The organism is Buttiauxella brennerae ATCC 51605 (genome assembly GCF_001654925.1).
Lineage (GTDB): Bacteria > Pseudomonadota > Gammaproteobacteria > Enterobacterales > Enterobacteriaceae > Buttiauxella > Buttiauxella brennerae.
In genome coordinates, this window is sequence record NZ_LXER01000032.1 from 222484 (window position 1) to 235394 (window position 12911).

At 51.9% G+C, this 12911-nt stretch carries 13 protein-coding genes; 2 read left to right on the plus strand and 11 right to left on the minus strand.

What is annotated here, in order from left to right; translation table 11 throughout:
• Window positions 1-41: 41 nt before the first annotated feature.
• Window positions 42-494 carry a DUF2756 family protein gene (locus M975_RS18230; protein WP_064561303.1) on the plus strand — a complete coding sequence of 151 codons (453 nt, stop codon included), beginning with the start codon at window positions 42-44 and terminating at the stop codon, window positions 492-494.
• Here the strand turns inward: M975_RS18230 and ugpQ are convergent.
• The 10 genes from ugpQ to livK all read right to left on the minus strand — a co-directional run bounded on the left by ugpQ (window position 481) and on the right by livK (window position 10537).
• On the minus strand, window positions 481-1224 hold the full coding sequence (gene ugpQ / locus M975_RS18235; protein ID WP_064561304.1) for a glycerophosphodiester phosphodiesterase: 744 nt from the start codon (window positions 1222-1224) through the stop codon (window positions 481-483). The genes M975_RS18230 and ugpQ overlap by 14 nt on opposite strands.
• Complete coding sequence (locus M975_RS18240; protein WP_064561305.1) at window positions 1221-2291, minus strand: sn-glycerol-3-phosphate import ATP-binding protein UgpC; 1071 nt, start codon at window positions 2289-2291, stop codon at window positions 1221-1223. The genes ugpQ and M975_RS18240 overlap by 4 nt, the downstream gene beginning before the upstream one ends.
• A gap of 3 nt (window positions 2292-2294) precedes the next feature.
• On the minus strand, window positions 2295-3140 hold the full coding sequence (gene ugpE / locus M975_RS18245; protein WP_064561306.1) for a sn-glycerol-3-phosphate ABC transporter permease UgpE: 846 nt from the start codon (window positions 3138-3140) through the stop codon (window positions 2295-2297).
• Complete coding sequence (gene ugpA, locus M975_RS18250; protein WP_064561307.1) at window positions 3137-4024, minus strand: sn-glycerol-3-phosphate ABC transporter permease UgpA; 888 nt, start codon at window positions 4022-4024, stop codon at window positions 3137-3139. The genes ugpE and ugpA overlap by 4 nt, the downstream gene beginning before the upstream one ends.
• 106 nt (window positions 4025-4130) lie before the next feature.
• Window positions 4131-5450: a sn-glycerol-3-phosphate ABC transporter substrate-binding protein UgpB gene (ugpB, locus tag M975_RS18255; protein ID WP_064561308.1), complete on the minus strand. Its 1320-nt coding sequence runs from the start codon at window positions 5448-5450 to the stop codon at window positions 4131-4133.
• A gap of 202 nt (window positions 5451-5652) precedes the next feature.
• Complete coding sequence (gene livF, locus M975_RS18260; protein WP_034499522.1) at window positions 5653-6366, minus strand: high-affinity branched-chain amino acid ABC transporter ATP-binding protein LivF; 714 nt, start codon at window positions 6364-6366, stop codon at window positions 5653-5655.
• 18 nt (window positions 6367-6384) lie between these two features.
• A complete protein-coding gene (livG, locus tag M975_RS18265; protein WP_034460506.1) occupies window positions 6385-7152 on the minus strand; it encodes a high-affinity branched-chain amino acid ABC transporter ATP-binding protein LivG in 768 nt (255 codons plus the stop codon).
• The gene (locus M975_RS18270) at window positions 7149-8435 is read right to left on the minus strand and encodes a high-affinity branched-chain amino acid ABC transporter permease LivM (RefSeq protein WP_064514635.1); all 1287 of its coding nucleotides are present in this window, start codon (window positions 8433-8435) and stop codon (window positions 7149-7151) included. The genes livG and M975_RS18270 overlap by 4 nt, the downstream gene beginning before the upstream one ends.
• Entirely contained in the window at window positions 8432-9358 is a 927-nt protein-coding gene (livH, locus tag M975_RS18275) for a high-affinity branched-chain amino acid ABC transporter permease LivH (protein ID WP_064514637.1), read from the minus strand. The genes M975_RS18270 and livH overlap by 4 nt, the downstream gene beginning before the upstream one ends.
• Window positions 9359-9427: 69 nt before the next feature.
• Complete coding sequence (gene livK, locus M975_RS18280; protein ID WP_064561309.1) at window positions 9428-10537, minus strand: high-affinity branched-chain amino acid ABC transporter substrate-binding protein LivK; 1110 nt, start codon at window positions 10535-10537, stop codon at window positions 9428-9430.
• Between the two features lie 416 nt (window positions 10538-10953).
• Between livK and panM the strand changes: the two genes are divergently transcribed.
• On the plus strand, window positions 10954-11334 hold the full coding sequence (gene panM, locus M975_RS18285; protein ID WP_064561310.1) for an aspartate 1-decarboxylase autocleavage activator PanM: 381 nt from the start codon (window positions 10954-10956) through the stop codon (window positions 11332-11334).
• Window positions 11335-11485: 151 nt separating this feature from the next.
• On the opposite strand, the gene M975_RS18290 is transcribed toward panM, so the two are convergent.
• A complete protein-coding gene (locus tag M975_RS18290; RefSeq protein WP_157093409.1) occupies window positions 11486-12589 on the minus strand; it encodes a branched-chain amino acid ABC transporter substrate-binding protein in 1104 nt (367 codons plus the stop codon).
• Between the last annotated feature and the right edge of the window lie 322 nt (window positions 12590-12911).

The following is a 12911-nucleotide window of genomic DNA, read 5'->3' on the forward strand; positions in this document are numbered from 1 at the left end:
ACGATTAAACTTAGTAGATCCCCCAAATGGAGGAAGTGAAGATGAAAAAAATATTGCTCCTGGCGGCTTGGCTGCCATTGACCTGTCTGGCACAGCCGATTAATACCATGAATAACCCAAACCAACCGGGTTACCAGATCCCCAGTCAGCAGCGGATGCAGCAGCAAATGCAGACGCAGCAGATACAACAAAAAGGGATGTTGAATCAGCAGTTACAAATGCAAACGCAAGTGCAACAGCAGCATCTGGAATCGCAGATAAACAATAATTCGCAGCAGAACGTCTTCAAGGTGAAGAAAACGTTGCCGAATGAGTTGGATGTCGGAACGCAGCAGGTGTTGCCAAATAACAACGGCGGGATGTTGAGTGGAAGTAGCAGCACAAGCAGTCAGGATCACATGCTGCAACCGAAAAGCAATGGCAGCATGCTTAACCAAAGTAATCACTCGGCGCCATTGCAGCCGAGTATTCCGCTGAAAACTATTGGGCCGTAAAATCAGCGCCAATCTGGTCAATACGGTCGGTACAAATGGTATCAACTCCCCAGCGCAGCAGCGTTGCTGCTCGTTGGGGAACATTCACCGTATAAACCAGAATATGCAGTCCCGCCGCTTTAAGCTCATTCACACGAGATTCATCAAGCAGTTTATGGTTCAAGTGAATGGAAACGCAGCCAAGTCGGGTGGTCAGTTCCCGCCAGTCATCACGCCATTCATCGAGTAACAACCCGCGTGGTAGTTCCGGGACAGCATGTTGTGCGGCTTCCAGCGCTTCGATAGAAAACGAAGACAGCAACGGTGCGGTTTGCCCCTGCCATAATTCAATGGCTGCCAGAGCAATAACTTTCCCGGTTTGCGCATCGGTATCGGTCGACGGCTTGATTTCGATGTTTGCCATCATGCCGTGCTGTTTACAACGTGCGGCAACCTGCGAAAGCAGTGGCAATGGCTCGCCTTTAAACTCACCGCTAAACCAGCTTCCGGCATCGACATTCAGTAATTTATCCCACGGCAAATCACCCGCAATTCCCCAGCCATTACTGGTGCGCTCAAGCGTGTCGTCATGCAGCAAGAAGATTTGCCCGTCTTGTGAAAGTTTGGCATCAAACTCAATCATGGTGTGGCCGTAGCGCGCACCAACATCAATGGCTGCCAGCGTGTTTTCCGGTGCCAGTTTTCCGCCGCCACGATGGGCCGCGACTTTTGGGTATGGCCAGTTACTCATAAACGTTGTCCATTTTCTTTATCAAAGAAATGCAGATTTTTTTCAGGCAGATGCAGCCAAAGCGTGCTGCCAGGCTGAGGACGTTCCTGGTGTGACAGGCGCACCACCATTTTTTGCTCGCCCCAACGCCCATGCACTAAATTATCTGCGCCGAGCATCTCCAGCGTGTCCACCATAAACGGCACGCCGCCTGCGGTTTGTGAGCTTAGCGCAATATGTTCCGGGCGGATACCCAGGGTAACAGCGCGGCCTCGTTGCAGATTTGCCGCGTTTCCCAGTGGCAACGCCATGCCGCCTGCCAGCTCAAAACGCGAGCCGTCAGCACTGATATTCCCTTCCAGCAAGTTCATGGCGGGTGAGCCGATAAAACTTGCCACAAAGCGGCTTGCCGGGCGTTCGTAGACTTCAACTGGCGTGCCGATTTGCTCGGCGACACCTTTGTTCATCACCATCACACGCTGCGCCAGTGTCATCGCTTCAACCTGATCGTGTGTCACGTACAGACTGGTGGTTTTCAGGCGGCGATGCAGTTGTTGTAATTCGAGGCGCATTTGCACCCTCAGTTTAGCGTCGAGGTTTGATAATGGTTCATCAAACAGGAAGACCGCCGGATCGCGCACAATCGCCCGCCCCATCGCCACGCGTTGGCGTTGCCCGCCCGAAAGCTCACGCGGGCGGCGTTTCAGTAAACCATCGAGTTCCAGAATACGTGCCGCTTCTGCCACTTTCTGCTGAATATGCGCTTTGCCCATGCCACGGATTTTCAGCCCCCACGCCATATTTTCTTCCACGCTCATATGTGGATAAAGTGCGTAGTTCTGGAACACCATCGCGATGCCGCGCTCTTTGGGTTCCATCTCGGTGACGCGCTGGCGATCAATCCAGATATCACCACTGGTCACGCGCTCAAGGCCGGCGACCATACGCAGCAATGTTGATTTGCCGCAGCCTGACGGGCCAACCATCACGATAAATTCGCCGTCTGCCACATCCAGCGTTAACGGTTGAATCACCTGATTTTTGTTATCCCAGCTTTTGCTTACTGCCTGTAACTTCAGTCCTGCCATGGGTTATTTCTCACTATCTACTAAGCCACGCACAAACGCGCGTTGCATGGCTAAAACAATAATTACCGGGGGAATCAGCGTCAGCAGCATCGCCGCCATCACCTGGTTCCACTGTGTAGAGCCTTCGCCAGACGACATCATCCCTTTGATACCTGCCACAGCGGTGCCGAGGTTAACGTCGCTGATAATCAGCAACGGCCACAGATACTGGTTCCAGCCGTAGATAAAGGTGATGACGAACAGCGCCGCGAGGTTGGTTTTCGAGAGCGGCAGCACGATGTCGCAGAAGAAACGCATCGGCGATGCACCGTCGATACGCGCCGCTTCCATAAGCTCGTCAGGCAGCGTCATAAAGAACTGGCGGAATAAAAAGGTCGCCGTCGCTGATGCCATTAACGGCAGCGTCAGGCCGGTGTAGCTGTCGAGCATTTTGAGATTGGCGATGACTTCTACCGTTGGAAAAATGCGCACTTCGACCGGCAGCATCAGAGTGATAAAAATCATCCAGAAGAACAAGTTACGCAGCGGAAAGCGAAACCAGACAATAGCGAAAGCGGAGAGCATGGAAACCGTGATTTTGCCGACAGTAATCACCATCGCCATGACAAAACTGTTCAGCAGCATCAGGCCAAATGGCGCACTATTGGCACCGACGCCATGCGTCCAGATATAGCCCATGTTTTCCAGCAGATGCGTGCCTGGAATCAGCGTCATTGGCGTCTGAAAAACGGCTTCGTTATCAAGCGTTGCCGCCACAAATGCGACGTACAGCGGGAACAGAATCACTATGATGCCCAGAATCAGCATGGTGTGGCTGAAAATCGTCAGCCCACGGCGGTTCTCAATCATTGGTAGCGCACCTTACGTTCCACAAAGCGAAACTGAACTACGGTCAGGATGATCACCAGCAGCATTAACACCACTGATTGCGCGGCCGACGCGGAGAGATCGAGTCCGGCAAAACCTTCGCGATAAATTTTGTAGATAAGCGTGGTGGTCGCCTGCACTGGCCCACCGCCTGTTGCGGCGTCGATAACCGGAAAGGTGTCGAAAAACGCATAGACCAGGTTCACCACCAGCAGGAAGAAACTGACCGGGGCAATCAGCGGCAGCGACAACTTAAAGAAGCGGCGCACCGGGCCTGCTCCGTCGATGGAAGCTGCTTCGATTAATGAACGTGGGATCGACTGTAACGCCGCGAAGAAGAACAGGAAGTTGTAGCTGATTTGCTTCCAGACCGAAGCAAACACCACGAGGAACATCGCCTGGCCGCTGTTTTGCGCGTGGTTCCAGTGGTAACCAAACTGCTCAAGCACATGAGTCAGCAAGCCGCGCCCAGGGTTAAACAAGAAGATCCACAATACGGCGGCAATGGCCGGAGCCACCGCATATGGCAGCAACATCAGCGTTTGGTAAATGCGGCTACCACGAATCACGTAATCCGTGAGAGCGGCAAAAAACAGTGATACCAGCAGGCCACTGCCCGCCACTAATCCACTGAAAATTAAGGTGGTGTAGAAAGAGTCGAGATAGTAGCTGTCGTGGAAAAGTTGTTTGAAGTTATCCAGCCCGACAAAAGTACTCGAAAGCCCAAAGGGATCAACATTCTGGAGGGAGTACCACAACGCTTCGCCCGCAGGCCAAATGAAAAAGATAATGGTGATAACCAGTTGCGGCAGGACAAGGGCATACGGCAGCCAGCCTGAACGGAACACCGGACGAGAAGATGACATAGTGTGGCTCTTATAGAGATTAATGGTGGATGTCGCATGCGCTAATCCACCCTACAACGGCTTTCGTAGGTCGGATTAGCGAAGCGCCATCCGACACCAACAAAACTTAAGACTTCGTCGACTGCTCGAAACGGCGCAGCAGCTGATTCCCACGCTCAACCGCTGAATCCAGCGCCTGCTGTGGTGTTTTTTTACCGGTCCACACCGACTCCAGCTCTTCATCCACAATGGTACGAATCTGTGGCATGTTGCCCAGACGCAGCCCTTTGGTGAACGGCAATGGCGGCTTGTTCATCATCTGGCGAGTGGCGATATCCGCACCTGGATTTTTCTCGTAGAACCCTTGTTCACGCGTCAGGTCATAAGCCGCTTTGGTGATCGGCAAGTAACCTGTTTTCTGGTGCCATTCGGCGGCGATTTCTGGCTGGGCGAGGAACTGCATAAACTCAGCAACACCTTTGTAAGTCGCAGCGTCTTTACCCTGCATTACCCACAAACTTGCCCCACCGATAATGGCGTTCTGCGGCGCGTTTGGAATGGTTGAGTCGTAAGGCATCATGCCCACGCCGTAGTTGAATTTGGCGTAATGGCGGATGTCAGCCAGTGAACCAGAAGAGGCGGTCGTGATCGCGCAATCACCGTTGTAGAACTTCTCGGTGGACTCATCTTTACGGCCAAAGTAGCTAAAATCACCTTTCTTATTCAGCTCTTCCAGCAGAGCGATGTGTTTCACCTGCTCTGGTTTATTGAATTCCAGCACGGCGTCAGTAGCATCAAAACCGTTGTTTTTGGTCGCAACCGGCAAGCCGTTCCACGCGCTGAAGTTTTCAATTTGAATCCAGCCTTGCCAGCCGCTGGCGTAACCACATTTCATACCCGCCGCTTTAAGTTTTGCGGTGTATTCAGCCAGGTCCTGCCAGGTTTTTGGCGGCTGGTCCGGGTTGAGGCCAGCTTTCTTAAAGGCATCTTTGTTGTAATACAGCACTGGCGTTGAGCTGTTGAAAGGCTGGGAAAGCAGATGCCCGGTTTTCGCATCGGTGTAGTACCCGGAAACCGTTGGCACAAACTGGGATTCGTCGAACTTAATGCCTGCATCGTTAAACACTTCATACACCGGCTTGATCGCTTTCGAGGCCATCATGGTCGCCGTACCCACTTCATAAACCTGCAAAATAGCGGGCGCATTGCCCGAACGGAAAGCAGCGATCCCTGCCGCCAGGTTTTGTTCGTAGTTGCCTTTATAAACCGGGACAATTTTGTAGTCTGGATGCGTCTGGTTAAAGCGTTGAGCCAGTGAATCAACTTCTTTGCCCAGTTCGCCTTCCATTGAATGCCAGAACGGAATGGAGGTGGCGGCGATAGCGCTGCTGCTAAATACGCATCCTAGCGCAAGGCAAATTGCGGTGTGTCGTAACGATGCAGTCATGTCTTATCTCTCGAATTATTTTGAGTTGAATAAGTTGCGCGAAAATACGCGTTTTTGTTCGCATCAAAACATGACATGCGCGAATGACAGAAAAATAACCGTGAGGTGACAGGATCGTTACGATGAAGTGAAGGAATTATGACTGGAGGCAAAATGTCATAAAAAAAGGAGCCAAAAGGCTCCTTAGGTTTGAAGCGATAAACTAGCCGCCGAGGTAGGCGCTACGTACCGCTTCGTTAGCCAGAAGCGCATCACCGGTGTCTTCCAGCACCACGTGGCCGTTTTCCAGCACGTAGCCGCGATCAGCGAGTTTCAACGCCTGGTTGGCGTTCTGCTCGACCAGGAAGATGGTCATGCCTTCGCTGCGCAGTTGTTCGATAGTGTCGAAAATCTGCTGGATGATAATTGGCGCAAGACCGAGCGATGGTTCATCTAACAGCAACAGACGCGGCTGGCTCATCAATGCACGGCCAATCGCCAGCATTTGCTGCTCACCACCGGACATAGTGCCCGCACGCTGAATACGGCGCTCCAGCAGGCGCGGGAACAGTTCGTAAACGCGTTGGATGCGTTCATGATACTGGTCGCGTTCCGCAAAGAAGCCGCCCATCGCCAGGTTTTCCTCTACAGTCATGCGAGAAAACACGCGGCGGCCTTCAGGCACGATCGCCACGGCTTCACGCATGATGCGCGCGGTATGCCAGTCGGTAATGTCTTTGCCATCAAAAGTAATTTTGCCGCTGGAAGCGCGCGGATCACCACACAATGTGCCGAGCAGCGTTGTTTTTCCCGCGCCGTTCGCGCCAATCAGGGTAACAATTTCGCCCTGTTTAATATGCAGACTGACCTCATGAAGCGCCTGGATTTTTCCGTAGTGGGCGCTCACATGGTCAAATGACAACATGATATTTTCCATCTTATGCCTCGCCCATTCTTATGCTTCGCCTAAATAGGCGCGGATTACGTCAGGGTTATTACGGATTTGCTCCGGCGTGCCGTTTGCAAGCGGCGTCCCCTGGTTTACCACGTAAATCCTGTCAGAAATGCCCATCACCAGTTTCATATCGTGCTCGATTAACAGCACGGTGGTGTTGTGATGGTTACGCAGCTCCATGATTAACTCATCGAGTTCATGCGTTTCTTTCGGGTTAAGGCCAGCGGCGGGTTCATCAAGCATCAGAATTTCTGGCTGAGTCACCATGCAGCGCGCAATCTCAAGGCGGCGTTGATCGCCATACGCCAGGTTGCTCGCCTGACGGTTAGCCTGCTCAAGCAGACCAATACGATCAAGCCAGGTTGCAGCGCGGTCCAGCGCTTCGCTCTGTGAGCGGCGGAAGGCTGGCGTTTTCAGCAGGCCAGAGAACACACCGGTTTTCAGCTGCATATGCTGAGCAACCAGCAAGTTTTCAATCACGGTCATTTCACGGAACAGACGCACGTGCTGGAAAGTACGCACCACGCCCATACGTGCAATTTGCTGACCCGGCAGCCCTTCAAGGTGCTGATCACGCAACAGAATCGTACCGCCTGATGGCTTGTAAAAGCCGGTCAGGCAGTTAAACACTGTGGTTTTACCGGCACCGTTCGGGCCGATTAACGAAACAATTTCTTGTGGATGCAGTTCCAGAGAAACATTGTTTACGGCGAGCAGGCCGCCAAAACGCATCATCAAGCCGTTTACGGATAACAATGGCTGACTCATGCCTGCTCTCCTTTCACTTGTTCCACTTGCTCTTTTTTAAGCTTCAATTGCGGACGCGACATTGGCAGCAAGCCTTGTGGACGCCAAATCATCATCAGCACCATCAAGCCACCAAGTACCAACATGCTGTATTCGTTCAGATCACGCATCAGTTCACGCGACACCACCAGCAGCACGGCGGCGAGGATAACGGCAAATTGCGAGCCCATACCGCCCAGTACCACAATCGCCAGCACGAATGCAGATTCGGCAAAGGTGAAGGATTCCGGGCTAACAAAGCCCTGGCGTGCAGCAAACAGCGTACCGGCAAAGCCTGCAAAGGCTGCGCTAATAGTGAATGCGGTCAACTTGATGCGCGTCGGGTTCAGACCCAGCGAACGACAAGCGATTTCATCTTCACGCAACGCTTCCCACGCACGGCCCAGCGGCATACGCAGCAGGCGGTTAATCACAAACAGCGACAGTACAACCAGCAAAAGCGCAACGAGGTACAGGAAGATAATCCTGTCGCCGGGGTTGTATGCGACGTTAAAGAAGTTGCTGAAGGTGTCCCAACCGCCTTCACGCGTGCTGCGGCTGAATTCCAGACCGAATAGCGTAGGTTTTGGGATCTGGCTGATACCGTTCGGGCCACCGGTAATTTCGGTGTTGTTGAGCAGCAGGATGCGGACGATTTCACCAAAGCCGAGCGTCACAATCGCAAGGTAGTCGCCCCGTAAACGTAACACCGGGAAGCCGAGCAGGAAACCTGCCGCCGCAGACACCAGGCCGGCGATTGGCAAGCATGTCCAGAACCCTAAACCGTAGTAGTGGTTGAGCAGCGCAAAGGTATAAGCGCCGATGGCATAAAAACCGCCGTAGCCCAGAACCAGTAAGCCAGACAAACCGACAACCACGTTCAGGCCAAGACCGAGAATGATATAAATCATGGTCAGCGTGGCGATATCCACAGTACCGCGTGACACCACAAACGGCCACGCAACCGCGAGCACCAACAGTGCCGCCAGGAACAGTTTTTGTTTCGGCGTAGAACCATCTAACGCAGGCAGCACAAACTTCGGCCCGGAGACTTTTTTCATGCCTTTCTGGAATGCAGGGCGCAGTAACTGGAAGACGAAGACAATCGCCGTACCAATCAACACCCATTCCCAGCGCACTGTTTCCGCGCTGTGGACTACAAGCTTAGTGCCATCGAGACTCAGTTGAACGCCCATAAAGACGCCCGCCAGCACGAAAAATATGGCCGCCGAAAGCAGCGCCAAAACAACATGCATCGGTTTCATACTTTTTCTACCTCCGGGCGACCCAAGATACCGGTAGGCATAACCAGCAGAACCACGATAAGCAGCGCAAAGGAGACAACATCTTTATATTCAGTGCTCAGATACGCGGAGGTCAGCGCTTCTGCAACACCTAAAATCAGGCCACCAATCATCGCACCAGGAATACTGCCGATACCGCCAAGAACCGCTGCGGTGAAGGCTTTCATCCCGGCCATAAAGCCGATGTATGGGTTGATAACGCCATAGAACTGGCCGAGCAGAACACCCGCTACCGCCGCCATGGCAGCGCCAATCACGAAGGTCAGGGAGATAACGCGGTCGGTGTTAATTCCGAGCAGGCTCGCCATTTTCAAATCTTCTGCACACGCGCGGCACGCACGGCCCATGCGGGAGTAGCGAATAAACAGCGTCAGCGCGAGCATCGCAAGGAACGTCACCACCCAAATCACCAGTTGCATGGTGGTAATGGTTGCGGTGAAGTTGTCGCTGGCACCAACGACCCACTGGCCGTTAAACAGGCTTGGCAGCGCAATATCACGTGAACCTTCAGTCAGGCTGACGTAGTTTTGCAGGAAGATAGACATCCCGATAGCAGAGATCAGTGCAATCAGACGCTTAGAGTTACGCACCGGTTTGTAAGCAACGCGCTCGATGCTCCAGCCGTAGGCACTGGCGATGACAATAGCACCAATAAAACCTGCACCCACCAGCATCCAGCCCACATCAATGCCCATCATCATCAGCGCTGCGATGATCATAAACGAGACGTAGCTGCCGATCATATACACCTCGCCATGGGCGAAGTTGATCATGCCGATAATGCCGTAAACCATGGTGTAACCGATGGCTATCAACGCGTAAGTACTGCCCAGCGTGACGCCGTTAAACATCTGTTGCAGGAAATAGAGGAACTGCTCGGACATACAATAACCTTATTTATTCCTCCCCAACGCATAGCCGCCGGGGAGGTGGGATGACCCAGATTTGCCGATCTATTTAGCTACGGAAGACGAACCGTCGGCATGCCACTGGAAGACACCAAAATCAAATCCCTTCAGATCGCCTTTCTCATCCCAGTTCAGCGGCCCAATCACGGTTTTCGCACCGTTTGCTTTTAAGTCTTTAATTAAATCAGCAGGTTCTTCACTGCCGGTACGCTCAAGTGCTGTAGCCAGAGATTGCACTGCTGCGTAAGTAATCCATACGTACGGACCACTTGGATCTTTCTTCTCGGTTTTCAGCTCATCAACAATAGCTTTGTTCGCTGGGTCCTGGTCATAGCGTTTTGGCATAGTCACTAACATGCCTTCGCCTGCAGCACCCGCGATGTTAGACAGTGATGCGTTACCCACGCCTTCTGGGCCCATGAACTGGGTTTTCAGGCCAACAGCACGTGCCTGACGCAGAATCTGACCCATTTCTGGGTAGTAACCACCGTAATAAACGAAGTCGATGTTTTCTTTTTGCAGACGCGCAACCAGCGTAGAGAAGTCTTTATCGCCCGCAGTGATACCGTCGAAGAAGACGATGTTCGCGCCGCCTTTTTTCAAGCCGTCTTGTACAGAACGCGCCAGGCCTTCGCCATATTGCTGTTTGTCATGAATGACCGCGATGCGCTTCGGTTTCACAGTGTCGAGAATGTATTTAGACGCCGTTGGACCCTGGGAAGAATCCAGGCCTGCGGTACGCATAATCATTTTGTAACCACGGGCAGTCAGCTCTGGGTTAGTTGCACCAGGGGTTATCATCAGGATGCCTTCGTCTTCGTAGATATCAGACGCAGGCTGAGTGGAAGAGGAGCAGAGGTGGCCGATAACGTAACGCACACCGTCGTTGACGATTTTGTTGGCAACCGCTACCGCTTGTTTCGGGTCACAAGCATCGTCGTATTCAACCGCAACAAGTTTGTCGCCTTTGATGCCGCCTTTAGCGTTGATGTCTTTAATTGCCTGGCGCGCGCCATTGAATTCCATATCGCCCCACTGCGCAACCGGACCAGACATTGCACCAACAACCGCAACTTTGATGTCTGCTGCGGTTGCCGCGTGAGACACCGCCAGTGCAATAACTCCAGCGAGTAATGTCTTCGCGTTCATTTTCATAGATCCAATTCCTATTCGTGATTATGTGGTTTTATAGTGACCAAAAAACGCACTATGTGTTTTTTAGCCTTTAACCATTTTTATGAGTGCCTTTAAGGGCTTAGCGCTAAAATTTACAATTTTTAAAGCTAAACTCTCTATTTTTCAGGCTATTAAGCAAAGATATTATTCTGTATTTGCTCATAGTTAAACAAAAAAAAGCACGTTTTTCAGCATAAAATAGCGATACAAAGAGCGGAATAAATCACTATGTTTTAGGGTTTTATACTGACCATTTTTCAATCTGCCATTTATCGAACTGGCATATGTTTGAGGCAAAAATTAATCGTCTGGTATATGGCAGATAAAAGATAAAGCGTCTGGCGCAAATAAATTGGTTACACTCGGGGTTTTCCCGCTTTTTGGTTAGCTCGCTTATGAAACTCACCATCATTCGTCTGTTTGAGTGTAGTGCTCAGGATGAGATTGATCTTGCTAAGATCTGGCCGGAATACTCCAGCGCTTCGCTTGCTCTGACTGATACGCACAGAATTTATGCTGCAAAATTTAATGACCGCCTGCTCGGTGCGGTTCGCGTCACGCTTGCAGGCAGTGAAGCCGCACTGGATTCGCTACGGGTACGCGAAATCACCCGTCGCCGTGGCGTGGGGCAGTACCTGGTAGAAGAAGTGATTCGTGATAATCCTGACGTTACCGGATGGTGGATGAGCGATGTTGGCGTGGAAGACCGGGATGTTATGACGGCATTTATGCAGGCGGTAGGGTTTAACGTTCAGAGTGGTGGCTGGAAGAAGTAATAACTGTTTGGTTATCACTTCCCCATTTATCGAAGCATTTCGCGTTGCAGGAAGGCGGCAAGTTGTGAAATCCCCGGGAGCTTACTCCAGTAAGTGACCGGGGTTGAACAACGCAGCCAACGCATCTGCGGCGCGAAAGGTGCCCGATAAATTATTTGGCGTCGGTAGCAGTACCGTTCGCATGCCAGGTAAACACACCAAACTCGAACCCTTTCAGGTCACCCTTCTGATCCCAGCTCAACGGACCCATTACGGTATCAACCGTTGCGCCTTTCAGGTACGTCGCGATTTCAGCCGGATCTTCTGACTTGTTCAGGCCCGCAGCCAGAGATTGCAGCGCTGCGTATGTGGTCCATACGAATGCGCCACTTGGATCTTGTTTCTTCGCTTTAATCGCATCTACAACCGGTTTGTTAGCAGGAACCTGGTCGTAGTTCTTAGGTTTGGTGACTAACAAGCCTTCGGCAGATTCACCCGCGATGTTAGACAGCGAAACGTTCGCCACACCTTCTGGACCCATGAACTGAGTTTTCAGGCCTGCTGCACGAGACTGACGCAGGATCTGGCCCATTTCCGGGTGGTAGCCACCGTAATAAACGAAGTCGATGTTCTCTTTCTTCAGGCGAGCCACCAGCGTGGAGAAATCTTTCTCGCCTGCGGTGATACCGTCAAAGAACACCACGTTAGCGCCCGCTTTTTTCAGGCTGTCCTGAACAGAGCGTGCCAGACCTTCGCCATACTGCTGCTTGTCATGAATCACCGCGATGTTTTTCGGTTTTACATGCTCAAGGATGTATTTTGCCGCCGTTGGGCCCTGATCGGAGTCCAGGCCGGTGGTACGCATTGTCAGTTTGTAACCACGCGCGGTCAGCTCAGGTGCCGTTGCCGCTGGTGTGATCATCAGAATACCTTCGTCTTCGTAGATGTCAGACGCAGGCTGTGTGGAAGAAGAACACAGGTGGCCGATAACATATTTGATGCCGTCGTTAACCACTTTGTTAGCTACCGCTACCGCTTGTTTCGGGTCACAAGCATCGTCGTATTTGGTGATAACCAGTTTGTCGCCTTTGATGCCGCCTTTGGCATTAATGTCAGCAACCGCTTGTTCTGCACCGGTAAATTCCTGGTCGCCATACTGTGCAACCGGGCCAGACATCGCCCCAACTACCGCTACTTTGATGTCCTTAGCAAATGCCGCGTTGCTCATCGCAAGTGCAATACAACCAGCCAATAACGCTTTGCCCTTCATTTTCATCCTGAGATCCCCATTTTTGTTGTGATTGGTATTTACCCATCATCCTTCAAGCTGCAGGGGTGTTGGCTGCACTCACTTACCCGAATCACTTACCTTAGTAAGCTCATCGGGATAAGCTCCCTGGCCGCCTACCTGCAACTCGAATGCTAATGGGTATTTGTTGTGTTGTTTTGGCACGATTTTATTTTTAATTGACGAATACCGCGTGTGCCTTCGCCGCACTCAGAGTTAAAAACATACCCGAATTTGCGGCTTTTGGAATAACAATTTTTTCACAATAGGGAAGGAAAGTGACGGGCATAAAAAAACCGCCCCGAAAGGC